Source organism: Azospirillum brasilense, from assembly GCF_003349955.1.
Classification (GTDB): domain Bacteria; phylum Pseudomonadota; class Alphaproteobacteria; order Azospirillales; family Azospirillaceae; genus Azospirillum; species Azospirillum brasilense_B.
Genome location: NZ_QLKQ01000022.1, coordinates 46659 through 72192, shown reverse-complemented (window position 1 = coordinate 72192; position 25534 = coordinate 46659). Strand labels below are relative to the sequence as shown.

Below are 25534 nucleotides of genomic sequence, written 5' to 3'. Positions count from 1 at the left end.
AAGGGGTAGCCACGGCCCGGCCACCCCGACAGACGTCACGGCCCCGCCGGACCGCCTTCAATCCAGGAAGATGTCCGGCGCCAGCGGGGCGCCCGGCTTGACCGCGTAGGGCTCCAGGTCGGTCACGCCCTCCTCCGCCAGCACCTCGTCATCGATGAAGAAGTGTCCGGTGCAGGTCCTGGCGTCACGGGTCAGGATGGCGTGGGCGGCGTCGGCCAGGATCTCCGGCTTGCGGCAATTGTCGAACTCGGCGGCGCCCTTCAGCATGGCGATGGCCGCCGTGCCGATGATGGTGCGCGGCCACAGGGAATTCACGGCGACCTTGCCGCGGAACTCGGCGCTCATGCCCAGCGTGCACAGGCTCATCGCGTATTTGGCGATGGTGTAGGCGGTGTGGTTCTGGAACCAGCGCGGGTTCAGATTCAGCGGCGGCGACAGGGTCAGGATGTGCGGGTTCCCGGCTTTCAGCAGATGCGGCAGGCAGGCCTGGGCGCAAGCGAAGGTCCCGCGCCCGTTGACCCCCATCATCAGGTCCCAGCGCTTCAGCGGGGTGTCCAGCGTGCCGGTCAGGCTGATCGCGCTGGCGTTGTTGACCAGGATGTCGATGCCGCCGAAGGTCTCCACGGTGCGGGCCACCGCCTCGGCCACCTGGGCGTCGTCGCGGATGTCGCAGAGGATCGGCAGCGCCTTGCCGCCGGCGGCCTCGACCTCCTCGGCGGCGGAGAAGATGGTGCCGGGCAGCTTGGGGTGCGGTTCCGACGTCTTGGCGGCGATGACGACGTTGGCGCCGTCGCGGGCGGCGCGCAGCGCGATCGCCTTGCCGATGCCCCGGCTGGCGCCGGTGATGAACAGGGTCTTGCCCTTCAGCGTGCGTGTGTCCGTCATGTCGCTTCCCTCCCCATGGTTCTTCCGCCGCAGCCGGCCTGTTGCCGGCGATGCTACCACACATCCCCCAGGACTCGTCCAGACGCGCACGTCATTCAATTAACCTATGCGTCAATACGGCCATCCCGTCTAGACTGCGCTTGCCCGTCCTTTTCGGAAAAGCCCGCCCGATGACGACCCTCCCCTCCCGCCGTTCCGTCCTGGCGCTGGGCGCCGCCGGCCTCGCCGCGCTCGCCGCTCCGGTGCGGGCGGAGGACTTCGCGCCGGGGCTGCTCTACGCGGTGGGGCAAAAGTTCGACAAGAGCTTCAACGAGGGCGCCTTCACCGGGGCGGAGCGGTTCAAGGAGGCCACCGGGGTCGCCTACCGCGACTATCTGCCGGCCAGCACGGCGCAGTTCGAGCAGGCGGTCGCCGCCCTGCTGCGCCGCGGCGTGACCGACCTCGCGCTGATCGGCTTCTACTACGCCGCGCCGCTTGCCAGCCTCGCCCCGAAACATCCCGGCGTCCGCTTCACCCTCGTCGACGCGGTGGTGGAGGCGCCGAACGTCCAGTCCGTGACCTTCAAGGAGCAGGAGGGCTCCTTCCTCGTCGGTATGCTGGCGGCCATGGCCTCGCGGACGGGAACCATCGGCTTCATCGGAGCGCTGGACATCCCGCTGATCCGCAAATTCATCGCCGGCTTCCAGCAGGGCGCCCGCCACGCCCGTCCGGACATCGGCCTGCTGGTCAATTTCGTCGGCACCACCCCCGCCGCCTTCAACGACCCCACCACCGGGGCCGAGGTGGCGATGGCCCAGTTCCAGCGCAGCGCCGACGTGGTGTTCGCCGGGGCCGGCGTGTCCAACTTCGGCATCTTCGCGGCGGCCAAGGACGGCGGGCGCTTCGCCATCGGGGTGGACAGCAACCAGAACCACCTCTACCCCGGTACCATCCTGACCTCGATGCTCAAGCGGGTGGACCTGGCGGTGGAGCGCGCCTTCGGCGAGGGGCGCAGCGGCGCCTGGACCCCCGGCCCGCGCGCCTTGGGGCTGGCCGAGCGCGGCGTCGACTACGCGCTGGACGACAACAACCGCGCGCTGGTCACCCCCGCCATGAGGGACCGGCTGGAGGAGGCGCGCGAGGCCATCATCCAGGGCCGAATCCGGATCGCGGAGGCCCCGTAGCCACTCTCAGGCGTGCCAGCCCTCAGGCGTATTGCGGCTCGACCCCGACGGCGAAGCTCAGGTCGGCGCCGCGCAGCGTCTCCACCGTGGCGCGGATGCGCGTCAGGTCGGTGCCGTGCAGGATGGCGCGGGCGAGGCTGGTGTCGCGCAGGTCGGCGCCGGTCAGGCTGGCCTCGGCGAGGTTGGTCGGCCACAGGCGGCTGCCGTCCCCGGCGAGGTCCACCGGACGCAGCCGCGCCCGCCACAGCTTGGCCCCCGCCAGATTGGCGCCGCGCAGGTTGCAGCCGGACAGGTCGGCGCTGGTGAAGTCCGCCTCGCGCAGGTCGCAATAGGACAGATCCGCCATCACCAGCTTCGCCCCGGAGAAATCCGCCCCGCGCAAGCCGCAGAAGCGCATCACGCTGCCGGCCAGGAGCTGGTTGGCGAAGTTGTAGCCGCGCAGGTCGACGCGCTGCATCTCCAGCCGCTGCCCGGCGGCGGCGTTGCGCTCGACCCAAAGCTGGTGGGCGGAAATGCTGTCGGCCATCCGCCCGGCGAGGCTGACCAGACCGGTGCCGTCCACGTCGATGCCGCGCCGCTCCAGCGTCTGGCGCAGTTCGTCGTCCAGCCGGGCGCCGCACAGCAGGGCGCCCTGCATCTCCACCCGCTCCATCACCGCGCCAATCAGATTGGCGCCGATCAGGATCGTTCCGGTCATGTCGCTGCCGGAAAAGGTCGCGCCGCAGAGATCACAGCCGGAAAAGTCGCACTGCGCCAGACGCGCGTCGGACAGGATGGCGCGGGCCATCTTGGACCCGATGAAGGTGGTGCTGCCGTCGGCGTTGCCCGCCGGCTTGCGTTCGTCGGCGCCCAGCATCATGCCCTTGCGCAGGTCGGCGCCGCGCAGGTTGGCCTCCTCCAGCGTGGCGCCCTCCACCCGCGCGCCGCGCAGGTCGGCGCTTTCCAGGGACGCGCCGGTGAGCTCGGCCTTCGACAGGTCGGCGCCGAACAGGTCGGTGCGCGACAGGTCGGCTCCGGTCAGCCGGGCGCTGCTCAGATTCGCCCCGCTGAGCTTGGCGCTGCTGAGGTTGATGCGGCGCAAGCCCAGGCCCGACAGGTTGTGGAAGCTGAGGTCGGCGCAGCGCCCCTTCATGCTGGGGTCGCGCGTCAGCCATTGCTGATGCCGGACCAGCGCGTTGCGGATCGCCCTCAGATAGCGCTCTTCCACGTGCGACGTCTCCGCACCGCCCGTCCGTTTCCGCCGGCCCAGGACAGCCGGTTGAACCATCGGGACCCTTGCCACGCAGGGATGTTACCAGAGCCGCCGATAAAAAGCGAAAGCCCTGACCCGCCGCGCTTCAGCGCAGCGTATCGGCCAGCAGCGCGCCGCGCGACGCCATCATGTAGAGCCCCATGTGGTGCGCCGGCTCCTGCGGATGGACCACCGTCTCCGGCAGGCCGAGGTCCCGCGCCGTCTCCGCCGTCAGGTCGTAGGTGGCGCAACCCGGCTCGTAGACCACAACGTCCTTCAGCGTCGGCATCATGCCGTGGTTGCGTGCCGACAGCAGGGTCAGGACAAAGTCCATCACGCACACGTCGGTGCAGATGCCGACGGTGACGACCGACGCCAGCCGGTTGCCGTTGACCCAATCCACCAGCCGGTTGCGCCCGGCCTTGCCCGCGCCGTCCGTTTCGATCGCGCCGATGAAGAAATTGATGCAGTCCTTGGCGATCAGGGTCGCCGAGGGCTCCGACTCGAGCCAGGCCAGTTCGGACACCAGCTCGTCATCGCCGGTGCCGATCAGGCAGTGCGGGGGATAGGGCGGTTCCGGCCTGTCCGGGGCGTGGCGGTCCAGCGAGACGCAGATCGGCCAGCCGGCCCCGGCGAAGCGGCGGGCCAGCCGGTCCGTCTCGGCGATCATGCGGTCCACCTGGGCGTTCGGGGCCGCCGGGGCGAGCGGACCGCAACCGACGGCGGCAAACCCCTTCACCTCGTCGATGATCACCAGACCGGTGCCCCCGGCGGGCATCGCGTAATCGCCGAGCGCCACCGGAAAGGTGCGGCGGATGGTGTCCAGCGCCTCGTCGCCGCGAGTCATCAGGTCCAGCATGGGTCCTCCCTTCAAACGGTGGAAATGTCAGTCCTGTCACCAGGGGTGCGCAACATTTCAGGACTGTGTCCAAGCACTGCGACATTGTGGCCGAACGCTTGCGCATGGGTCCGAAAAGATCAATGGAATTCAGGCCGATCGACCGTTTGTTGCAACCGCGCGACATATTCCCGTCTGCATGCGGCGGGCCGTGCGACGGAATACCGCAATGCCAAGCCGTGAAACCCGGTCCTCAATAAAGGAGACGCGAAGCTTCCGCCGCAACCATAAGGTACACCAATGGTTCTATCGGCCGAGTTCCTGGGCATGCTTCTGCTGGTCACCAGCGCCGCGGCGCTCGGCCTGTCCATCGTCATCGACGTCGGGCAGATCACGTCGGAGAAGGCGCGCCAGACCATGATGATGCGCCAGCACGACCGGAAGAAGACCGCGCTGGGCGAATGGGGCCGCAAGCTGGAGCAGCGGCAGGAGGAGATGACGGCCTTCCTGGCCCGCACCACCGAATGCAACGGGCGGCGGCAGAAGGCGCTGTCGGAAATCCGGGCGCTTGAACTGACCAAGGTGGAGTTCGTGCACGAGCTGGGCGATGGGGAGGAGGCCAGCGCCTTCTGGGTCCGGCTGACCGTGCAGGACGAATTCCCCGCCATCGAACGGCGCGATGTGATTTTCGCCCGCCAGATCTGGAGCTACTCCAACGTCGCCCATGTCTGGACCTATTCGGCCGATCAGGCGGCGGCCATGGCGCGCGTCGCCTTCACCGTCAAGAACGGCGTCCTGCCGACCATGGTCGTCCCGCTCGCCCAGGCGCCCGACCCCGACGCGCAAGGAGAGGCGGCATGACCGGGATGATGCTCTACCTCAGCCTCGGGCTGATGGTGCTGACGGTGCTGTCCAACCGCTATTGGCGGCGGCAGTTGGAAGGTCTGCGGCAGGCCCAGATCCGCATCCGCGAGAAGATGGAGGAGGTGGGGAAGGACGTGGAGGACATCGCCACCGCCTATTCCCAGATCACCCAGAAGCACGCCGAGGCCGAGAAGCGCGCCCAGAAGGCGGAACAGGACATGCAGGCCGCCCTGAACGAACTGGAGGCGAGGCAGACCGCGCCGGTCGTGCGCTATCATGTGTTCGACCGCTCCGAACCCCGTCCGGGCCGGTTCTGGGAGGCCGCGGTGCGCCACGTGCCGAGCGACGCCACGGTGATGACGGGACAACGCGGCTGGGTGGGCATCCGCCGCTGTCTCCTGACCGCCGAAACGGAACGGGAGGTGCGCGAGCGCGTCAGCGCCCGCTACCCGCGCAAGGCCGGATTTCAGGTGTTGGAGGTGGTGCCCTGCCGGGTCGCCGGCCTGTCGGTGAACCGCATCCCCGAACTCAGCACCTTCCGCCGCTCCGCCCCGCCGGAAGAGGCCGCGCGCGCCCCGCGCCGGGCCGCCGCCGGCGGTCGCTGACGAGGACAGGCCGACGGGGAAAGGGCGGCGCCCCTCCCCGCCGGCCACCCGCGTCAGCAGTATTTGCGCAGCATCTCGCGGACCTTGTCCGCCATGTCCGGACGCCGTAGCGCGTGGGCCAGCGTGGCCTCGATGAAGCCGACCTTGTCGCCACAGTCGTAGCGGGTGCCTTCGAAGCGCAGGCCGTGGAAGGGCTGGGTGCCGATCAGCTTGGCCATGGCGTCGGTCAGCTGGATCTCGTTGCCGGCGCCGCGCTGCTGCTTCTCCAGATGGTCGAACACCTCCGGCTGCAGGATGTAGCGGCCGATGATCGACAGGGTGGAGGGCGCCTCTTCCGGCTTCGGCTTCTCGACGAGGCCGCGAACGGTGGCCAGACGGCCGTCGTCCTTCTCGACATCCAGGATGCCGTAGCTGCTGGTCCGCTCGCGCGGGACGTCCACGACGGCGACGATGTTGCCGCCCACCTCGTTGTAGGCGTCGACCATCTGCTTCAGGCAGGGGGTGTCGCCCTGGACGAAGTCGTCGGGCAGGACGATGGCGAAGGGATCGTTGCCGATCACCGCCCGCGCGCACCACACCGCGTGGCCGAGGCCCAGCGGGACCTGCTGGCGCGTGTAGAAGCAGCGGCCCGGCGCGATCTCGCTGTGGCGCACCACATCGAGGGCATCCTGCTTGCCACGCTCCTCAAGGGTGCGGTTCAGTTCCGTGTCGGTGTCGAAATGGTCTTCGATGGCGCGCTTGCTGCGGCCCGTGACGAACACGAAATCCTCGATGCCGGCGGCCCGCGCCTCTTCCACGGCATGCTGAAGCAGAGGCCGGTCGACCAAAGGCAGCATTTCCTTTGGAATCGCCTTGGTCGCCGGCAGAAAGCGCGTACCGAGACCGGCGACGGGGAACACCACCTTGCGCACAGGCTTTCGCATTGGGGTTCTCTTGTGGTTGCTTGAGGAAATACTTCGAATATGGAGACGATTCGCAGATTTGCAAAACGCTCGTCCAGCTTTCTGCCACAGGCAATTCGGTGACGCAACTCCCCTTCCGTAACCCGGCAAAAGGTTAGTTGCGCAGCAGCAAATCCTTCGCTTGGTTGATCTTGGCTGCCAAATAGGTGGACCCCCCATGATCTGGGTGCACTTTCATCATCAGCCGTCGGTGGGCGTCCTTTACCTGTTCGGGTGTGGCTCCGTGCGGCAGCCCCAAAATCTCATAGGCCTCCTCGCGGGTCATGGAACCACCACGACCGCCACCACGACCACCACCATCCTTCGAACCGGCATCGTTCCCGCGTCCGGCGGATTGCTCTTCGGCGGTTCGCCAGTCGGGATGGGCGCGGTCCAGCCACGCTTCCAGCACGGAGGCCGATTGCGGATCGTCGCGCCGGCACTCGTCCAGCAGGGCCAGCAATTGCCCCAGCGTCAGCGACTCAAGCGCCCGTCCGCGCCACGGCCCGTGGAGCACCTCCCCCGCCATCGCTCCGCTGTCGTGCTGCAGCGTCATCCGCAGATAGAGCGTCTCGATCCGCGAGGTCTGCCCGCCGCTCGCGGTTCCGTAGGACGAGGGGCGGAAGGCATCGCGCAGCGTCCGCCAGCGCGTCAGCAGCGGGAAGGCCATCGCTCCCAGCATCATGGCGGTGCCCAGTCGCCCGGTCAGGATCAGAACCACGACCGCCACAGCCGCGAGCGCAATGCCGCCATAGCGCACCGCCGTGGCCAGCGTGCGCGGATCCGCGGACACGAAGACGCGGGCCAGCATGGCGAGACCGGCCACCAGCGCGATGCCCAGGAGGAAAAACCCAAACATCCCGCCCTGTTCCTTTCCTAGCCGAATCCTGCCCTATGATGCATGGCTTTGCCCCCCGCGTCCCCCCTGACCGTTGCCGAGCTGGCTGGTGAGCAGCCGCACCGCGTCGCCCCGCCCGCGGCTGTAATGCTCCAGCGCCGCCCGGCCGCCCGCCGCGTAGACGGCCACCGCGCTCAGCAGGTCGCGCAATTGCTGGGCGGACGAGCCGTCGAACGGGCAATAGGCCCCGCCGCTCAGCCGCGCGATGGTCTGGAAGGCGCGCTTGGCGATCAGGTCCCCGCGCTCGTGGAAGATGAAGACCGGGACGCCGAGCAATCCCAATTGGCCCGCCTGATGGGCGAGCTGATCGACGTCCTCCTCCATGCAGTCGCCGACGAAGACCAGCGCGTTGACCTTGCGGTCCCGCGTCTGCTTGATGCAGTGCCCCAGCACGCGTGCGATCTGGGTCTGGCCGGCCATGCAGGACACCGCGGTCATCCGCCGCAGCAGGTCCTGCGCGTTGCCGACCCACGGGCTGGCCTGGCACTCGCGGAACCCCCGGTAATAGACGAGTTGGATGTCCAGCCCGCCCAGCGCCGAGGTCGCCTGGAACATCTCGCCCTGGATCTGGCAGGCGCGGTCCCAGGTCGGCTCGCGGCTGGCCGTGGCGTCCATGGCGAACATCAGGCGCCCCCGCGGGCCGCCCGTCGCCCGCGGGAGGGCCGCCACACGGCTCAGGAACTCATCCACCTCGCTCTGGGTGGACCGCTGCTGCGCCGGCAGATTGTCGCGTTCAGCCATCGCCCGCATCCCTTCGCCATGGTGAGTCGTCATTCCGTACAGATGGGCGGCGCGGCGGCGCGGGTCCAGACTCGTCCATCCCGACTCGTCCACGGCGGCGCCCGTTGGGCAACAAGCCATTCGCCATGGTGGTTCCGCGACGCGAAACCGCCGGCGGGCTTGCCCCTCCCCCCGCGCCGTGCTTGGGTGGCGCCCATGAGCGACGCTGGCACCACCTTCACCCCCGCCACACTGCGCGCCCGAATCCTCCACGAGGATGCGGACGTCTTCATCATCAACAAGCCCGCCGGGCTGGCCGTGCACAAGGCCGGGCGGATCACCGACCATCTCGACCTCTACCTGCCCTTCCTGGCGGAGGGGGACGGCACGCCGCCGCGGCTGGCCCACCGGCTGGACCGCGACACGGCGGGCTGCCTCGTGCTCGGCCGGTCGCTCTGGGCGCTGAAGCGGCTGGGCGACATGTTCGCCGCCGGCCATGTCGGGAAGACCTACTGGGCGGTCAGCGAGGGCATCCCGGAGGCGGCGGAGGGGGTCATCGACTTTCCCCTTCTGAAGCTGCTGATCCCCGGCGCCTGGAACATCGTGACGCACCCCACGGGCCAGCCCGCCGTCACCGAGTACAAGGTGCTGGGAACCGGCAACGGGCGGGCATGGCTGGAGCTGAAGCCGCGGACCGGCCGCACCCACCAACTCCGCGTCCACAGCGCGGCCATCGGCTGCCCGCTGGTGGGAGAGCCCTATTACGGCCCGGTGCGCGTGCCGCCGGGAAACCTGCATCTGCTGGCGCGGTCGGTCACCTTCACCATGGCCTTCGACCGCGAACCGGTCACCGCCCTGGCGCCACCCCCGCCGCACATGCGGGACGCGCTGACCGCCTGCGGCTGGACGGAGCAAAGCGGGGTATGAGGGTCAGCGCCCGACCTCGGTGACGCCGTCGGCCAGCCAGACCATGCGGCCAAGCTCCGCGTCGCCGCCGCGCAGAGCCTTGCCCTTGGCGACCACCGTTCGCCCGGTGTTGTCCTGGATCGGCCCGCGGAAAACGGCGGCGTTGCCGTTGGCGAGCTGCATCCGCGCCGCGTCGGCGTGCGCCCGCGCCTCCACCCCCACCGCCGGGCCGTAGGGGGTGTTGCGCACGAAGCCCTGGTCGAAGCCGCCCTGGCGCAGATGCTTCCACGGCTTGCCCGCGGCAATCAGCGCGACGGCCTCGGCGTAGGCCTTCTCCCAGGCCCATTCGGCCCCGGTCAGGAGGCCCTGCGGCGCGAAGGCCGACAGGTCGGTGTGCAGGCCGCAGCACAGGATGCCGTGCGCCTCCGCCACCTCGCAAACCGGGCGCGCCCCGTCGAGCTGGGCGGCCAGCACGTCGGCTCCGCCGTCGGCCAGCGCGCGGGCGGCCTCGGCGACCTGCCGCGGCGTCGCCGCCTCGCCGACGAAGGCGACGCGCAGCGCGGTCGCGGAATCGGCGCGCCGCGCGCCGAGCGCGAAGGCGTTCACGCAGCGCAGCACGTCTGGCGCGGGGTGGGAGGCGACGAGGCCGATGGTCTTCGCCCGGCTGGCGTAACCGGCGACGAGGCCGGAGATGTGCTGCGCCTCGTCGAGATAGCCTTCGAAGAATCCGGTGTTGATCGGCAGGCGGTCGCGGTCCAGCGGCGCGCCGGAAAACAGGAACACCGTGTCGCGATGGGCGTCGGCCTGGGCCAGCAGCCCCGGCAGGGCGTCGCCCGCGGCGGTGACGATGACGATCCGACAGCCCTGGGGGCCGACCAGCTCCTCCGCCGTGGCGGCCAGCGTGCCGGCGGCGTGCTCCCGTTCCTCCAGCCGCAGGCCGGGCAGGACGGTCAGGGCCCGGGCGGCCTCGGCATGGGCCTGGTTGAAACCGAAATCCGTGCGGTCGCCACAGTAGAGGACGCCGACACCCAAGTCGGATGATCCAGCCGCGGATGGCCCAAGAGGAGATGGCCCAAGAGCGGGCGATCCAAGGGCGGACGCCGCCGCTTGCCCCGCCGCCTGCCCCAACGCCTGGGGTGCGGTCAGAAGCATGGCCCCGGCCCCGAAGGCGCCCCCGAAAGCCCGGAGGACATCCCGTCGATTGTGGGCCCGGCGGTTATGGATCAATGTCTTCATGCCGCCTCCCGATGACAGGGGACTATAACCCTTGGAGGATGGTCAGACCAAGCAATTCGCCTCAATTCCCGCGCCGGAGCCCGTCCGGAGCCTCAGAACGGCGCATTGGGCAGCGGAATCGGCGCCCCATCCGGCCAATGCAGCAGGTGACTGGCGCAGCGGCGGCAATCGCTGCTGCCGAAGCCGGGGACCGGTACCGGCAGGCCGGACAACGCCGCAACCAGGGCGCATTCGTCACCACCTGGAACGATCCAGGCTCCGAGCATCCGCCCCGCCGCGGTCAGCCGGTCGATGTGCCAACGCTCCGGCTTGCCCTGGCGGAAATGGCGCCCGACCCGTGCCCGCAGGCCCCCCGGCCCCCGCGCGCTGCCGCAGTAAAGGTAACGGCCCGGCGCCAGCACGCTTTCCGGCTTGCCGGGCAGGCGAAGGGTCAGCGCACCGTCCAGCGCGATCAGCAGCACATAAGCGCCGGGCTCGGGCGGCAGGGCGTCGGGGCGGTCGTGGAATGGCGGATCGGACGGCATGGCCACGCAGTCTACGCCCGCCAGGGCGCCGGGGCACCTGTGCCATTCGGACCTTTCGCCCCAGCGGCGCGCTCTGCTATCACGCCCGCATCATGTCCCTGCTCGACCCGCTGTTCCACCAGCATCTCGACCGCCTCGCCCAGCGCCACACGCGCCGCACCCTGCTGCCCGTGCGCCCGGAGGGGGCGGGGCGCATCCGGCGCGGCGGGCGGACGCTGCTGAACTTCTCCAGCAACGACTATCTCGGTCTCGCCTCCCACCCCCTGCTGGTGGAGCGCGCCGCCGATTGGGCGCGGCGCTGGGGTGCCGGGGCCACGGCGTCGCGCCTCGTCTGCGGCACGCTGGAGCTTCACACGGAGGTCGAGGCGAAGCTCGCCCGGCTGAAGGGCACGGAGGCGGCGCTTCTGTTCAATTCCGGCTGGCAGGCCAACGCCGCCGTCCTGCCCGCCCTGTTCGACCGCGACCTGCTGGGGGGCGACGCGCTGGTCTTCACCGACCGGCTGAACCACGCCAGCCTGCACCATGGCTGCGCCGCCGCCGGGGTGCGGCAGATCCGCTTCCGTCACAACGATCTCGACCATCTGGACCGCCTGCTGGCCCAGCGCGCGAGCCAGCCGGGCATGCGCTTCATCGTGACGGAAAGCGTCTTCAGCATGGACGGCGACCGCGCCGACGTGCCGGCGCTGGCCGCGCTGGCGGAGCGGCACGGCGCCTTCCTGTTCCTCGACGAGGCGCACGCGACCGGTGTGCTCGGCCCGCGCGGGATGGGGCTGGCGGCGCTGGGCGAGGGGCGCGTGGACCTCGCCATGGGCACCTTCAGCAAGGCACTGGGCGGCTTCGGCGCCTATATGGCGGGGTCGAGGGCGCTCTGCGACTATCTGGTGAACCGCTGCGGCGGGTTGATCTACGCCACCGCCCTGCCGCCCGCCGTGCTGGGGGCGATGGACGCGGCGCTCGACCTCGTGCCGACACTGGACGCCGAGCGTGCCCGGCTCCAGGCCATGGCCGAACGGCTGCGAACCGCCTTGCGCGGGCTGGGCGTCGACACGGCGGGGTCGAGCACGCAGATCGTCCCGGCGATCACCGGCGCGGAGGAGGATGCGCTGGGCGTCGGCCGACGGCTGGAGGAGCGCGGCATCCTGGGCATCGCCATCCGCCCGCCGACCGTACCACCGGGCACCAGCCGCCTGCGCTTCGCCCTGTCCGCCGCCCACACCGACGCCGACCTGGACGCCTTGACGGACGCGGTGGCCGACGCCTGGAGCTGGCGATGACCCAACCCGCAATGACCGCGCCGCTGTTCGTCTTCGTCCATGGCTGGGGGTTTGGCCCCGCCGTCTGGGATGCTGTACGGGACGCCCTTCCGAATGGGGAGAGCGTGGCGGTGGATCTCGGCTTCTACGGTCCGCCGTCGCTTCCCGATCTTCCCGCCGGGCGCCCCGTCGTCGCGGTCGGCCACTCCTTCGGGGGGCTGTGGCTGCTGCACGAGCGGCCCTTCGCCTGGGACGGGCTGGTGCTGATCAACAGCTTCCCCCGCTTCACCGAAGGCGACGGCTTCGCCCCCGCCACGCCACGCCGGCTGCTGGACCGCATGATCGCCCGCTTCGACGCCACGCCGGAGGCGGTGACCGCCGACTTCCTACGCCGCTGCGGCGTCGAGGCCGCACCGCCTGAACGCCTGGACGCGGCCCGGCTGGGCGGAGCCCTGCGGACCTTGCGCGACTGGGACGCCCGCGACGCGCTCACCGGTCCGGCGTTGGCCCTGGCTGGCGGGCAGGACCCTATCGTCCCGCCGACCATGACCGAACAGGCGTTTCGCGACCACTCTGTCCCTCGCCCCTCCGGGGAGAGGGTGGCGCCGAAGGCGCCGGGTGAGGGGGGGCTCGGGGAACCGGACGATCAGGCATTGCGCAACCCCCTCACCCTAACCCTCTCCCCAGGGGGGAGAGGGGATGGCGGATGCGGTCGGATTTCGGTCGAGTGGCACCCGGAGGGCGGGCATCTGCTGCCGCTGACCGCGCCGGGCTGGTGCGCCGAGCGGATCGCCGCGTTCGCCGCCGGACTGACGGCATGACCGCCGACCCGCGCAAGGCCGCCATCGCCGCCGCCTTCGGCAAGGCCGCCCCCTGCTACGAGGAGCACGCCGCCGTGCAGCGCATCGCGGCGGAGCGTCTGGCGGAGCGCGTCGCCCGCCTGCCCTTGCCGCCCCGCCCCCGGGTGCTGGAGATCGGCTGCGGCACCGGCTTCCTCAGCCGCGCCCTGCGCGAGCGGATCGGACCGGCGGACTGGCTGCTCACCGACCTGTCACCGGACATGCTGGAGCGCTGCCGCGCCACGCTGGGCGACCCGGACGATTCCGCGTTCCGGATCATGGACGGGGAACAGCCGGACCTCGACGGTCCCTTCGACCTCATCGTCTCCAGCCTCGCCCTGCAATGGTTCCGCGCCCCCGCTGCCGCCCTGGCGCGCTGGGCGAGGCTGCTGGCGCCGGGCGGGCGCATCGCCGTCGCCACGCTCGCCGCCGACAGTTTCCGGGAGTGGCGGGAGGCCCACCACGCGCTGGGGCTTGAGGCCGGAGTGCCCACCTACCCCACCCGCCACGCCCTCGACCGGCTGTGGCCCGCCGGGGGCGAGGGATCGGTCGCGGAGGAACGGCTTCTCCGCCGTCACGCCAACGGGCTGGAGTTCCTGGCCGAACTGAAGGGCATCGGCGCCCATCTGCCGGCGGAGGGCCGCCGCCCCCTGTCGCCGGGCGCCCTGCGCCGCGTGTTGCGCCGGCTGGAACGGCCGGAAGGACTGACCATGACCCACCACATCGCCTACGGCCTGTTCCGCAAGGACGGCGCCCAGCCCCGCGGGGTGTTCGTCACCGGCACCGACACCGGCGTCGGCAAGACGCTGGTGTCCGCATGCCTCGCGCGGGCCTGGGACGCCGCTTATTGGAAGCCGCTGCAAACCGGCCTGAAGGACGAACCGGGCGACACCCCCACGGTCACCGCACTCGCCGACCTGCCTGCGGAACGCGTGCATCCGCCGGCCTATGCGCTGGCCGAGCCGCTGTCCCCCCACGCCGCGGCGGAGTTGGAGGGCGTCGCCATCGACGCCGGCGCCCTGGCCCCGCCCGACACCGGCCGCCTGCTGGTGGTGGAGGGGGCCGGCGGGCTGATGGTGCCGGTGACGGAGGATGTCTTCATCATCGACCTGATCGCCCGATTCGGCCTGCCGGTGGTGCTGGTGGCGCGCAGCACGCTCGGCACCATCAACCACACGCTGCTCAGCCTGGAGGCGCTGCGGGCGCGCGGGCTGGCGGTGGCCGGGGTGGTGCTGAACGGCCCGCCCAACCCCGGCAACCGCGCCGCCATCGAGCGGTTCGGCAAGGTCCGCGTGCTGGCCGAGATCCCCACCCTGCCCCGGCTCGACGCCGAAACCGTCGCGGAAGCGGCGGCGCTCCTCCCTTCCTTCGACAGCGTGTTTCCATGACCGACACCGTTTCTCTCGACCGGCGCCACGTCTGGCACCCCTTCACCCAGGCGCAGACCGCGCCGGAGCCGCTGGCCGTCACCCACGGCAAGGGAGTCAGCCTGTTCACCGAGGACGGACGGGAAATCCTCGACCTCATCTCCTCCTGGTGGGTGAATCTGCACGGCCATGCCCACCCGGCCATCGCCGGAGCCATCGCGGAACAGGCGCACCGGCTGGAGCAGGTGATCTTCGCCGACTTCACCCACAGCCCCGCCGCCCGCCTCGCCGCCCGGCTGGCCGAGGTGCTGCCGGGCGGCCTCGACCGCGTCTTCTACTCCGACAACGGCTCCACCGCGGTGGAGGTGGCGCTGAAGCTCGCCTGGCAGTACTGGCGCAACAAGGGCGAGGGCCAGCGCCGCCGCTTTCTCGCCTTCGAGGGCAGCTACCACGGCGACACCTTCGGCGCGATGGCGGCGGGGGTCGGCTCCGGCTTCTACGCGCCGTTCCAGGAGTTGCTGTTCGCCGTGGACCGCATGCCCTACCCCGCCACCTGGGACGGCGACCCGGAGGTCGAGGCCAAGGAGGCCGCGGCGCTGGACTGGCTCGACCGCTGGCTGGCCGCCAACGGGGCGGAGCTGGTCGCCGTCATCATCGAACCGCTGGTCCAGGGCGCGTCCGGCATGCGCTTCTGCCGGCCGGAGTTCCTGCGGGCCATGGCGGCGCGGGTGCGGTCGGCGGGCGGTCTGGTGATCTTCGACGAGGTGATGACCGGCTTCGGCCGCACCGGCGCCCTGTTCGCCAGCCAGAAGGCCGGGGTCGCCCCGGACCTGATCTGCCTGTCCAAGGGGCTGACCGGCGGTTTCCTGCCGCTGTCGGTCACCGCCTGCGGCGAAACGATCTACGAGGCGTTCAAGGGCGCCGGCTTCGACCGGGCCTTCGCCCACGGCCACAGCTTCACCGCCAACCCGCTGGGCTGCGCCGCCGCCCTGGCCTCGCTGGAGCTGACCACCTCGGCGGAGACCGCCGCCAACCTCGCGCGCATCGAGGCGCGGCACCGCGCCGCCATCGCCGACCTGTCCGGCCACCCGAAGCTGTCGCGCGGGCGCGTCATGGGCACCATCGCCGCCATCGAGGTGACCGACGCGCAGGGCTACACCGCCGCGGTCGGGCAGACGCTGAAGCGCTTCTTCCTGGAACGGGGATTGCTGCTGCGCCCGCTTGGCCCTGTGATATACCTGCTGCCGCCCTACTGCGTGACGGACGGGCAGCTGGACCGCGCCTACGCCGCGATCCGCGATGCCGCCGATACCCTTCTCTGATTCGCATTTCCCCCGAGGACCGACCATGCCCGACACCGTCATGCAGACCGCGGATTCCACTGCCGCCGCCGCCTCCACCGCCCGGCGCTGGACCCGCGAGGACATCCTGGCCCTGTTCGAGCTGCCCTTCATAGAGTTGCTGCACCGCGCCCACGAGACGCACCGCCAGCACCACGACCCGAACAAGGTCCAGCTCTCCACCCTGCTGAACATCAAGACCGGCGGCTGTCAGGAGGACTGCAAGTACTGCGCGCAGAGCGTGAAGTACGACACCGGCGTCGGGGCGGAGAAGCTGCTGGACCGCGCTCAGGTGCGCGCCGCCGCCGAGAAGGCCAAGCAGGCGGGCGCGGGCCGCTTCTGCATGGGGGCGGCGTGGCGCGAGCTGAAGGACCGCGACGTCGAGAAGCTGGCGAACATCGTCCGCGACGTGAAGGACCTGGGGCTGGAGGCCTGCATGACGCTGGGCATGCTGACCCGCCCGCAGGCCGACGCGCTGAAGGACGCCGGGCTCGACTACTACAACCACAACCTCGACACGTCGGAGGAGTTCTACGAGCAGATCGTCTCCACCCACAGCTACCGCGACCGGCTGGACACGCTGGCCAACGTCCGCGACGCCGGGCTGAAGGTCTGCTCGGGCGGCATCGTCGGGCTGGGGGAAAGCCGGGTGGACCGCGCCGGCCTGCTGGAGACCCTGGCGAACCTGTCGCCGCAGCCGGAAAGCGTGCCGATCAACAAGCTGGTCTCGGTCGCCGGCACCCCGCTGGGCGGCGTCGACGCGCTGGACGCCTTCGAGTTCATCCGCACCATCGCGGTCGCCCGCATCCTGATGCCGCGCTCCTACGTCCGCCTGTCGGCGGGCCGCCGCTCGCTCAGCGACGAGGGTCAGGCACTCTGTTTCTACGCCGGCGCGAACTCCATCTTCTATGGCGACAAGCTGCTGACCACCGGCAACCCGGAGCATGAGGCCGACCGGCGGCTGTTCGACCGGCTGGGGCTTGAGGCCGACGGCGGCGCCCACTGACGCGCCGGCGTCCCCGGCCCCTGCGCCAAGAAAAGCCAGGGGGAGGACGCCGAGCATGGACGACATCGCCGCCAAAGCACCCAAGACCCACTACACCTCGGCCGAGGTCACGGCCCTGTCGCACCTCTACAGGGCCGAGATCTACCGCAGCACCGTCTGGCGCACGCGGCTGGACGCCACCACCAACTGGGCGGTGGTGACCACCGGGATCGCCCTGTCGCTGACCTTCAGCAGCGCCACCGCCTCCCCCCTGCCGCTGGTGCTGGTGGGGCTGCTGGTCGCCGTGTTCCTCTACATCGAGGCGCGGCGCTACCGCTTCTTCGACTTCTGGCGAATCCGCGCCCATGTGCTGGAGCTGTATTTCCTGGGGCCCATCCTGCGCGGCCAGGGCGACCAATTCGCCCGGGGCTGGAACGAGACGCTGTTCCAGGACTACCAGCACCCCAACCTGCACATCACCTACCTGGAGGCGGTGGGCCGCCGGCTGCGCCGGAACTACGGCTGGATCTTCCTGATCCAGGTGGTGGCCTATCTGGGCAAGCTGATGATCCACCCGGTCCCGCTGTCGAGCCTGGACGAGCTGTTCGCGCGGGCGACCATCGGGCCGGTGCCGGGGGAGATCGTCCTGCTCTGCGGCATGGCCTTCCACGGCACCTGGATGGCCATCGCCTTCCGGACCTTCCGCAGCCGCCGCGGCGCCGACCGCGAACGCCCGCCCCCGCCGGCCACCGACGCCGTGCTGGATCTGGCCCGCGGCCCATGAGGGCCGCGGCGGATTTCCCTTTTTGCGCAAGGGATAAGGGGTAGTTTTCCGTCCGGCCTGCCCCTTTTGCGCACCGTGGCATAAATGGGATCAGCACCGTCGCGCTCACGCTATGCAACGGATCGTCTTGTGTTCTCCTTCCGCGGGGGGCTAGAAGGGGCTCCATCGGATGCGGTTGCGCGGTCATACCAGAAGGACACCCGTTCGCCGGGCTGATCTTCACCGGTTCCCCGCACAGCCGACGGCCGGACGACCATAGAGGTGAACGAGGATTTCACGATGGCGAGCCAGGGCGAGAACAAGTGGGTTTACTGCTTCGGTGCCGATGCCACCGAAGGCCGGGCGGACATGAAGAACCTGCTCGGCGGCAAGGGAGCCAATCTGGCCGAGATGGCCAATCTGGGCCTCCCGGTTCCTCCGGGTTTCACCATCACAACCGAGGTCTGCACCTATTTCTATGCCAACGGCCGCAACTATCCGCCGGAGCTGAAGGCTCAGGTGGACGGCGCGGTGAAGGGGCTGGAGCAGGCCATGGGCGCCACCTTCGGCGATCCGGCCAACCCGCTGCTGGTCTCGGTGCGCTCCGGCGCCCGCGCCTCCATGCCGGGCATGATGGACACGGTGCTGAATCTCGGGCTGAACGACGCGACCGCCGCCGGCCTCGCCAAGCGCTCGGGCGATGCCCGATTCGCCTACGACAGCTACCGCCGCTTCATCCAGATGTACTCGAACGTGGTGCTGGACGTTGACCACCACCATTTCGAGGAGATCCTGGACAACCACAAGCGCGACAAGAACCACAACCTCGACACCGACCTCAGCGCCGCCGACTGGCAGGCCGTCATCGAGGACTACAAGAAGGCCGTCGAGCACGAACTCGGCAGGCCCTTCCCGCAGGACGTTCAGGAGCAGCTGTGGGGCGCCGTCGGCGCCGTGTTCGGCTCGTGGATGAACGCCCGCGCCATCACCTACCGCAAGCTGCACGACATCCCCGCCGACTGGGGCACCGCCGTCAACGTGCAGTGCATGGTGTTCGGCAACATGGGCAACGACTGCGCCACCGGCGTGGCCTTCACCCGCAACCCGTCCACCGGCGAGAACGCCTTCTACGGCGAGTACCTCGTCAACGCCCAGGGCGAGGACGTGGTGGCCGGCATCCGCACGCCGCAGCACCTGACCATCGCCGGCAAGGAGGCCAACAAGTCCGACCTCCCCGCCATGGAAGAGGTCATGCCGGAGGTCTTCAACCAGCTGAACGAGGTCCGCCTCACGCTGGAGAAGCACTACCGCGACATGCAGGACATCGAGTTCACGGTCCAGCAGAACAAGCTGTTCATGCTGCAGACCCGCAACGGCAAGCGCACCGCACCGGCGGCGCTGAAGATCGCCGTCGACCTCGCCGAGGAAGGGCTGATCGACAAGGCGGAGGCCGTGCGCCGCATCGACCCGGCCTCGCTCGACCAGCTCCTCCACCCGACGCTGGACCCGAAGGCGGAGCGCAAGGTCATCGCCAAGGGCCTGCCGGCGTCGCCGGGTGCGGCCTCGGGCAAGGTCGTCTTCACCGCCGACGAGGCGGAGACCCTGGCCGGCCAGGGCGAGGCGGTCATCCTGTGCCGCGTGGAGACCTCGCCTGAGGACATCCACGGCATGCACGCCGCCCGCGGCATCCTGACCACCCGCGGCGGCATGACCAGCCACGCCGCCGTGGTGGCCCGCGGCATGGGCCGCGCCTGCGTGTCCGGCGCCGGCGACCTGCGCGTGGACTACAAGTCCAAGATCATGTCGGTCCGCGGCGTCACCATCAAGGAAGGCGACATCGTCACCATCGACGGCTCGACCGGCGAGGTGATGCTGGGCCAGGTACCGACGATCCAGCCGGAGCTGTCGGGCGACTTCGCCACGCTGATGGGCTGGGCCGATTCGCTGCGCCGCATGAAGATCCGCACCAACGCGGAGACCCCGCTGGACGCCCGCACCGCGCGGAAGTTCGGCGCGGAGGGCATCGGCCTGTCGCGCACCGAGCACATGTTCTTCGACCCGGACCGCATCCTGGCGGTGCGCGAGATGATCCTGGCCGAAAACGAGGCCGGCCGCCGCGCCGCGCTGGCCAAGCTGGAGCCCTTCCAGAAGAAGGACTTCGTCGAGCTGTTCACGATCATGTCGGGCCTGCCGGTGACCATCCGCCTGCTCGACCCGCCGCTGCACGAGTTCCTGCCCAACACCGAGGCGGAGATGGCGGAGGTCGCCAAGGCCACCGGCACCGACCAGCTCAAGGTGAACCACCGCGTGGTGCAGCTCCACGAGGCCAACCCGATGCTCGGCCATCGCGGCTGCCGCCTCGGCATCACCTATCCCGAGATCTATGAGATGCAGGCCCGCGCCATCTTCAGCGCGGTCGCCGAAGTCTCCAAGACCACGGGTGAGACGGTGATGCCGGAGGTCATGATCCCGCTCATCGTCACCAAGAAGGAGCTGGACATCCTCAAGGCCGTCATCGACCGCGTCGCCAAGGAGGTCATGGACTCGACCGGCGTCACCTTCGAGTACATGGTCGGCACGATGATCGAGCTGCCGCGCGCGGCGCTGAAGGCCGATGAGATCGCCGAGACGGCGGAGTTCTTCTCCTACGGCACGAACGACCTGACCCAGACGACCTTCGGCCTGTCGCGCGACGACGCCGGTGCCTTCCTGCCGGAGTACCAGCGCCAGGGCATCCTGGAGCACGACCCGTTCCAGACGCTGGACCAGGACTGCGTCGGCGAACTGATCGCCATCGCCACGGAGCGCGGCCGCAAGGTCCGTCCGAACATCAAGCTCGGCATCTGCGGCGAGCATGGCGGCGACCCGGCCTCCATCTCCTTCTGCGAGAAGGTCGGGCTGGATTACGTGTCCTGCTCGCCCTACCGCGTGCCGATCGCCCGTCTCGCCGCCGCCCAGGCGGCGCTCGACGCCGACACGGTGAAGCGCGACTGACCCGGACCACGGCCCGCCCTATCGGGCGGGCCGCCTTGACGGTCAAACGGGCCGCCCCTTGCGGAGCGGCCCGTTTCGCGTCAGATCTGGCTCGCGCAGGCGGCCAAAGTGTTCTTAGCGTCCCGCAGGGCTTGGGCGTGGCCCGGCTGACCCGCCGCGATCCTCCCGGTGATGGTCTCCATGGCGGCCTTGTAACTCTTGTTCGGCTCCTGGTTCCCCTTCAGCTCAACCTTCTTCAGGCTCTCGAAACGAGCGAGGGTGTCCGAGAACGCCTTCTCCGTCGCGGTGCGCCGGTCGACGCAGTTGCTCCAGGCCCGCTGCCGCCGCCGGTTCTCGTCCACACCGGCACTGGCCTGACAGGCCGGCGCCGAACAGGCATCCTGCGCGTGTAGCCCGTTGTTGGCCTCCACGCACCGCGCGCGGAGATCCGCGAACGGAATGAGCTGACACCCGTTCTGAGTCGTCGCAGTCTTGAAATCGCTGAGATTTGGCAGGTCCGCGGCAAACCCGTAAGAAGGAATGCCCATTGCCAGGGCGGCCCCCAGCGCCGCGGCAACCAATCGTTTGCGATGCAGCATCATCTGCTCCTTTTGGTCGGTTCAACGACAGGCAGACGCGCAGGCGGACCATGGCGTGAAGCCGGCACGGCCCGGTGCGGCCGTTATGGCGTCGCCATTCGCCCGGCATGGCCGTACTATCCGGGAATTCCTCACCGGAGGACCCGCGAGGCATGGATCGTTACACCGCCGATCGATTGACCCGGCTTCTCGACGAAGGCGATGGCCCCGCCGCGGCCCAAGCCGCCGTGGTGGCGGTCCGTTCGGGTCCGCGCTCCTGGGCCACCGGCCTCGCCCGCAGCGGCGCGGCGCCTCCGCCGGCCACGGCCCGCTTCCTGATCTACAGCATCACCAAGACCCTGACCGCCGCCGCGCTGCTGCGGCTGTGCGAGCGGGGCCTGATCGACCCCGACGCTCCGCTGGACCGCTGGCTGCCGGACTTCGCGGCGGCCGGCCGGATCACCTTGGCCCAGCTCCTCGCCCACCGCGCCGGCCTGCGCAATTACGGCGGCAGCCCCGCCTACCACGCCGCCGTGCGGGCGGGAGAGGAGCCGTGGAGCGAGGACGGCTTCCTGGAACGCTGCCGCGCCAGCGACCTGTTCGCCCCGCCGGGCCGGGAATTCTCCTATTCCAACATCGGCTATCTGCTGGCGAAGCGGGTGCTGGAGCGGGTGTCCGGCCTGCCCTTCCCCCAAGCTTTGGAGCGCGAGCTGTTCGGCCCGCTGGCCCTGACCGGCTGGTCGGTGCCGACGGCGCGCGGCGACCTGTCCGGCCTGTGGACCGGTCCCAGCCCCTATCTCGGCGGCAAGGACGGCCAGCCCGCCGACGTGGCGGCCCGCTACCATCCCGGCTGGGTGGCCCATGGCGTGGTGGCCGCGACGGCGGCGGACATCGCCGATCTTCTCCACGCGCTGTTCGCGGACGGCCTGCTCCCCGGCGCCGCGGCGGCGCGCATGCAGGAGTCCTTCCCGGTGCCGGGAACCATGCGCGGGCGCCCCTGGGTGGAGCCGGGTTACGGACTCGGCCTGATGGTGGAGCGCGACGCGCAGGCCGGCCCCTATTGGGGGCACACCGGCGGCGGGCCGGGCGGGTCGGCCTGCGCCTATCACTTTCCCGCCCGCAAGCCGGGCGAGGAGCCGGTGACCGTGGCCCTCTTCACCGATGGCGAGGACAACGACCAGGCGGAGTGGATGACCGTGGAGGCCGCGGAGATCCTGCGGGAGTGATTCCCCGTCAGCCCCGGTCGAACAGCTCCACCTCACCCTCCACCGAGGTGCGCCGCAGGGCCTGGAGATAGTCCATCTCCTGATGCACCGTCTCCCGCTCCGCCTCGGGGCGCAGCAGGCGGCGGAAGGCCCGCCCGGTGGCCGGGAAGAAATGGACGCGCCGCCCCTTGTCCCCGCCCAGATCCTGAACGGCCAGCGCCAGCCCCTCCCGCCGCACATAATCCACCGCAAAGGCGGCGTTGGCAGCGCCGACGTCCAGGCTGGTGTCGATGACGCGGGCCGCCCCGAACAGCTTGACCTCCATCCGCTCGCGCCGGGCGCCGCGCTCCAGCAGGTCGTTGATCAGCCATTCCATCGCCACGCTGCCATAGCGGGTCGCCACCCCATACCCCTCGCCGCCGGACGGGGAGCCGGGCAGCAGGAAATGGTTCATGCCGCCGACCCGGGCGACCGGATCGTTGATGCAGGCGGCGACGCAGGAGCCGAGCGTGGTCACCAGCATGTCGTCGTCGCGGCCGGAGATCCGGTGATGGCCCAGCACGACCGGCACCACATAGGCCCCGAACTCGCGGTCCAGATAGCTGCCGTCCGCGCGCGGCCCGTCGCTGTCCGCGCCGTGGCGGTCGATGGCGGCGGAGGATTGGAAGTGAAACGGTCCGGACAGCGGCATCACCGTCAGCCTGCAAGGGACAAAGGCGCCGACGATGCTAGTCGATGGTAATTAAAGAAAATACAACAAGTCCGTACGCCCCGCCGTCATTTCAACGTCCGAGAGCGCGTCACAGCGGCACGATCCAGGACGCCTCCCGCCCCTTCGGCGCGGCGCGCACCCGCAGCAGCACCCGCTGCCCGGAGTCCAGTCCGCTCAGGTTGCAGCGGCGCAGGACGCTCTTGTGAACGAAGACATCCTTGGCCCCGTCGTCCGCCGTGACGAATCCGAAGCCCTGCTCCGGCTTGAACCACTTCACGGTGCCCGTCAGCTCCTCCTCGGGGCCGGACGCCGGGTCGCGGCGCGGGGCGCGGCTCTCGGCGGGCGTGCCGGTGCTCAGCACCTCCAGGATGTCGGCGACCTGCGGCCCCTTGCCCCCCGGAACCACCCGGCACAGAAGCTCCGCCCCCTCGCCGACCTCATGCAGCCCGGCCCGGTTCAGGACGGAGATGTGCAGGAAGGCGTCGGTCGTCCCGTCCTGCGGCGCCGCGAAGCCGAACCCCTTGCCCGGATCGAACCATTTCACCAGGACGCGAACCGGAACGCCCTCGCCAGAGGATGGAGCGTCCAGAACGCCGCTGGAATGCGAATCGGCTGTAGACACGAATCCGAACCTTTCGGTCGAGGCGCCAAGCGCGGTGAACGGGTTCGGCGCCGCCCGGCCGCGCCGGATCGTCCGCCAAGCATGATTTTAGCCACACAGAAAATAGGGGTTCCAGCGTAATTTTTTCTTCACACCCGCCCTTTGCCTCTGGCGGCGGCACCGTCGCAGGGCCCATTTCTCCAAATGACGGGTTACGAAAAAGGCTACAATGAAGCAAAGGCCCGCAACCAAGCCCGAACGGGCAGCGGGGCCGAACAAGAACAGACCATGGGAGGGGAAACGATGATGGGGGATGCGGCCCGCACATTGCCGGACCAGAGCTGGACCCTGGGCTACCCGCCCGACGTGAACTGGAACGCGCCGATTCCGGTGAAACCGCTGACCGCGCTGCTGGAGGACGCGGCGGCCCGTTTCGCCGAGCGCCCCTTCCTGGACTTCATGGGCAAGCGCTCGACCTACGCGGAGGTGGCGCGGATGGTGGACCGCGCCGCCCGCGGCTTCCAGGCGATCGGTGTCGGCAAGGGCGTGCGCGTCGGGCTGTTCCTGCCCAACACGCCCTATTACGTGATCTGCTACTTCGCCATCCTGAAGGCCGGCGGGACGGTGGTGAACTTCAACCCCCTCTACGCCGAGCGGGAACTGCACCACCAGATCACCGACAGCGGCGTCGAGCTGATGGTCACGCTCGACCTCAAGGTGCTCTACGGCAAGATGGCGCGGATGCTGGCCGAATCGGGGCTGAAGCGGCTGGTGGTCTGCCCGATGGCCGACATCCTGCCCTTCCCCAAGAACTGGCTGTTCCCCATCGTCAAGCGGGCGGAGATCGCGCGCATCCCCGCGGACGACCGCCACCTGTCGTTCCGCCGGCTCGTCGCCAACGACGGCGCCCCGAAGCCGGTCGCCATCGACCCGTCGGCGGATGTGGCGGTGCTGCAATACACCGGCGGCACCACCGGCGTGCCCAAGGGCGCCATGCTGACCCACGCCAACCTGTTCGCCAACGCCGAACAGTGCAGCCTGTGGTTCGTCGGCGCGCGGCAGGGAGAGGAGCGGATGCTGGGCGTGCTGCCCTTCTTCCACGTCTTCGCCATGACCGTGGTGATGAACTTCAGCATCCGCATCGGGGCGGAGATCGTCATGCTGCCCCGCTTCGAGCTGGATCAGGTGATGGAGACCATCCACACCAGGAAGCCGACGCTGTTCCCGGCGGTGCCGACCATCTACACCGCGATCAACCACCACAAGCATCTGGAGAAATACGACCTCTCCTCGATCCGCTACTGCCTGTCGGGCGGCGCCCCCCTGCCGGTGGAGGTCAAGGAGGCGTTCGAGCGGAACACCGGCTGCGTCCTGGTGGAAGGCTACGGCCTGTCCGAATCCTCCCCCGTCGCCACGGCGAATCCGATAACCGGGCCAAACAAGGCCGGCTCCATCGGCCTGCCCCTGCCCGGCACGCTGATCGAGATCGTCAGCCTGGAGGAGCCGCGCCGAGTCCTGCCCGTCGGCGAGAAGGGCGAGGTGTGCATCCGCGGCCCGCAGGTGATGAAGGGCTATTGGAACAAGCCGTCGGAAACGGCGCTGACGCTGGTGGACGGGCGTTTGCACACCGGCGACGTCGGCTACATGGACGAGGACGGCTACACCCACATCGTCGACCGCATCAAGGACATGATCCTGTGCAGCGGCTTCAACGTCTACCCGCGCAATGTCGAGGAGGCGATTTATCTGCACCCCGCCGTCGCGGAATGCGTGGTCGCCGGCCTGCCCGACGAGTACCGCGGCCAGACGGTGAAGGCCTACATCCGCGTCGACGACGGCAAGACCCTGACGCGGGAGGAGCTGATCGACTTTCTCAAGGACAAGCTCTCCCCCATCGAGATGCCCAAGGCGGTCGAGTTCCGCGGCGAGCTGCCCAAGACGATGATCGGCAAGCTGTCGCGCAAGGCCCTGCTCGACGAGGAGGCGGAGCGGCGGAAGGGCTCGTAAGGCACCGCGTGCCCTTCCGGAACCGCAGGGTGGCCATACGCCCCACCCCACCTTGCGGCCCCGCCCCCCGGACCCTATAAGGACGCTCGTCCTTTCTTTC

The 25534-nt window shown here is 69.8% G+C and carries 24 protein-coding genes; 13 read left to right on the top strand and 11 right to left on the bottom strand.

All coding sequences use genetic code 11. The annotated features are described in order from the left end of the window. Positions 1-57 precede the first annotated feature (57 nt). On the bottom strand, positions 58-885 hold the full coding sequence (locus DXK32_RS12425) for an SDR family oxidoreductase (protein WP_114858786.1): 828 nt from the start codon (positions 883-885) through the stop codon (positions 58-60). A gap of 170 nt (positions 886-1055) precedes the next feature. Between DXK32_RS12425 and DXK32_RS12420 the strand changes: the two genes are divergently transcribed. Beyond that, a complete protein-coding gene (locus tag DXK32_RS12420) occupies positions 1056-2048 on the top strand; it encodes a BMP family lipoprotein (RefSeq protein WP_114858785.1) in 993 nt (330 codons plus the stop codon). Between the two features lie 22 nt (positions 2049-2070). Here the strand turns inward: DXK32_RS12420 and DXK32_RS12415 are convergent, their stop codons facing one another. Together DXK32_RS12415 and DXK32_RS12410 are read right to left on the bottom strand one after the other, a co-directional pair. Then, positions 2071-3255 carry a pentapeptide repeat-containing protein gene (locus DXK32_RS12415; protein ID WP_114858784.1) on the bottom strand — a complete coding sequence of 395 codons (1185 nt, stop codon included), beginning with the start codon at positions 3253-3255 and terminating at the stop codon, positions 2071-2073. 130 nt (positions 3256-3385) lie between these two features. Beyond that, the gene (locus DXK32_RS12410) at positions 3386-4138 is read right to left on the bottom strand and encodes an isochorismatase family protein (RefSeq protein ID WP_114858783.1); all 753 of its coding nucleotides are present in this window, start codon (positions 4136-4138) and stop codon (positions 3386-3388) included. A 279-nt stretch (positions 4139-4417) separates the two neighbouring features. Between DXK32_RS12410 and DXK32_RS12405 the strand changes: the two genes are divergently transcribed. Then, positions 4418-4978, top strand: a complete 561-nt coding sequence (locus tag DXK32_RS12405; RefSeq protein ID WP_114858782.1) for a hypothetical protein — start codon at positions 4418-4420, stop codon at positions 4976-4978. After that, positions 4975-5586: a hypothetical protein gene (locus tag DXK32_RS12400; protein WP_114858781.1), complete on the top strand. Its 612-nt coding sequence runs from the start codon at positions 4975-4977 to the stop codon at positions 5584-5586. Before DXK32_RS12405 ends, DXK32_RS12400 begins: the two co-directional genes overlap by 4 nt. A 53-nt stretch (positions 5587-5639) precedes the next feature. Here the strand turns inward: DXK32_RS12400 and galU are convergent, their stop codons facing one another. The 3 genes from galU to DXK32_RS12385 form a co-directional block, all read right to left on the bottom strand. After that, positions 5640-6509, bottom strand: a complete 870-nt coding sequence (galU, locus tag DXK32_RS12395) for a UTP--glucose-1-phosphate uridylyltransferase GalU (RefSeq protein WP_114858780.1) — start codon at positions 6507-6509, stop codon at positions 5640-5642. A 133-nt stretch (positions 6510-6642) separates the two neighbouring features. After that, on the bottom strand, positions 6643-7386 hold the full coding sequence (locus tag DXK32_RS33040) for a DnaJ domain-containing protein (RefSeq protein ID WP_114858779.1): 744 nt from the start codon (positions 7384-7386) through the stop codon (positions 6643-6645). Positions 7387-7419: 33 nt separating this feature from the next. Next, positions 7420-8166 (bottom strand): VWA domain-containing protein, encoded by a 747-nt coding sequence (locus DXK32_RS12385; RefSeq protein WP_114858778.1) that lies wholly within the window; start codon positions 8164-8166, stop codon positions 7420-7422. A 195-nt stretch (positions 8167-8361) separates the two neighbouring features. On the opposite strand from DXK32_RS12385, the gene DXK32_RS12380 reads away from it, so the two are divergent. Beyond that, positions 8362-9072 (top strand): RluA family pseudouridine synthase, encoded by a 711-nt coding sequence (locus DXK32_RS12380; protein WP_114858777.1) that lies wholly within the window; start codon positions 8362-8364, stop codon positions 9070-9072. A gap of 3 nt (positions 9073-9075) precedes the next feature. Here DXK32_RS12380 and DXK32_RS12375 read toward each other — a convergent pair whose 3' ends face one another. Both DXK32_RS12375 and DXK32_RS12370 read right to left on the bottom strand, forming a co-directional pair. Further along, complete coding sequence (locus DXK32_RS12375) at positions 9076-10083, bottom strand: BMP family ABC transporter substrate-binding protein (protein WP_247877111.1); 1008 nt, start codon at positions 10081-10083, stop codon at positions 9076-9078. A 296-nt stretch (positions 10084-10379) separates the two neighbouring features. Next, the gene (locus tag DXK32_RS12370) at positions 10380-10811 is read right to left on the bottom strand and encodes a GIY-YIG nuclease family protein (protein WP_247877110.1); all 432 of its coding nucleotides are present in this window, start codon (positions 10809-10811) and stop codon (positions 10380-10382) included. A gap of 92 nt (positions 10812-10903) precedes the next feature. Here DXK32_RS12370 and bioF point away from each other — a divergent pair, with 92 nt between their 5' ends. From bioF to ppdK, 7 genes are all read left to right on the top strand, one after another. Next, positions 10904-12085, top strand: a complete 1182-nt coding sequence (bioF, locus tag DXK32_RS12365; RefSeq protein ID WP_114858774.1) for an 8-amino-7-oxononanoate synthase — start codon at positions 10904-10906, stop codon at positions 12083-12085. Then, on the top strand, positions 12082-12885 hold the full coding sequence (locus tag DXK32_RS12360) for an alpha/beta fold hydrolase (protein ID WP_114858773.1): 804 nt from the start codon (positions 12082-12084) through the stop codon (positions 12883-12885). The genes bioF and DXK32_RS12360 overlap by 4 nt, the downstream gene beginning before the upstream one ends. Beyond that, the gene (gene bioD / locus DXK32_RS12355; RefSeq protein WP_114858772.1) at positions 12882-14291 is read left to right on the top strand and encodes a dethiobiotin synthase; all 1410 of its coding nucleotides are present in this window, start codon (positions 12882-12884) and stop codon (positions 14289-14291) included. The genes DXK32_RS12360 and bioD overlap by 4 nt, the downstream gene beginning before the upstream one ends. Continuing rightward, the gene (gene bioA / locus DXK32_RS12350) at positions 14288-15592 is read left to right on the top strand and encodes an adenosylmethionine--8-amino-7-oxononanoate transaminase (RefSeq protein WP_114858771.1); all 1305 of its coding nucleotides are present in this window, start codon (positions 14288-14290) and stop codon (positions 15590-15592) included. Before bioD ends, bioA begins: the two co-directional genes overlap by 4 nt. 25 nt (positions 15593-15617) lie before the next feature. After that, entirely contained in the window at positions 15618-16616 is a 999-nt protein-coding gene (gene bioB / locus DXK32_RS12345) for a biotin synthase BioB (RefSeq protein ID WP_114858770.1), read from the top strand. A 55-nt stretch (positions 16617-16671) separates the two neighbouring features. Continuing rightward, positions 16672-17379, top strand: coding sequence for a DUF2270 domain-containing protein (locus DXK32_RS12340; protein WP_114858769.1), 708 nt, complete (start codon positions 16672-16674; stop codon positions 17377-17379). Positions 17380-17658: 279 nt separating this feature from the next. After that, a complete protein-coding gene (gene ppdK / locus DXK32_RS12335; RefSeq protein ID WP_114858799.1) occupies positions 17659-20352 on the top strand; it encodes a pyruvate, phosphate dikinase in 2694 nt (897 codons plus the stop codon). Positions 20353-20432: 80 nt separating this feature from the next. Here the strand turns inward: ppdK and DXK32_RS12330 are convergent, their stop codons facing one another. Continuing rightward, positions 20433-20933, bottom strand: a complete 501-nt coding sequence (locus tag DXK32_RS12330) for a hypothetical protein (RefSeq protein WP_114858768.1) — start codon at positions 20931-20933, stop codon at positions 20433-20435. 149 nt (positions 20934-21082) lie between these two features. Between DXK32_RS12330 and DXK32_RS12325 the strand changes: the two genes are divergently transcribed. After that, complete coding sequence (locus DXK32_RS12325) at positions 21083-22135, top strand: serine hydrolase domain-containing protein (RefSeq protein WP_114858767.1); 1053 nt, start codon at positions 21083-21085, stop codon at positions 22133-22135. A 7-nt stretch (positions 22136-22142) separates the two neighbouring features. Here DXK32_RS12325 and DXK32_RS12320 read toward each other — a convergent pair whose 3' ends face one another. Both DXK32_RS12320 and DXK32_RS33455 read right to left on the bottom strand, forming a co-directional pair. Continuing rightward, positions 22143-22805: a chemotaxis protein gene (locus DXK32_RS12320; protein ID WP_114858766.1), complete on the bottom strand. Its 663-nt coding sequence runs from the start codon at positions 22803-22805 to the stop codon at positions 22143-22145. Positions 22806-22914: 109 nt separating this feature from the next. Beyond that, entirely contained in the window at positions 22915-23448 is a 534-nt protein-coding gene (locus DXK32_RS33455) for a cold-shock protein (protein WP_282184581.1), read from the bottom strand. 282 nt (positions 23449-23730) lie between these two features. Here DXK32_RS33455 and DXK32_RS12310 point away from each other — a divergent pair, with 282 nt between their 5' ends. After that, positions 23731-25434: a long-chain-fatty-acid--CoA ligase gene (locus tag DXK32_RS12310; RefSeq protein ID WP_114858764.1), complete on the top strand. Its 1704-nt coding sequence runs from the start codon at positions 23731-23733 to the stop codon at positions 25432-25434. The last annotated feature ends 100 nt before the right edge of the window (positions 25435-25534 follow it).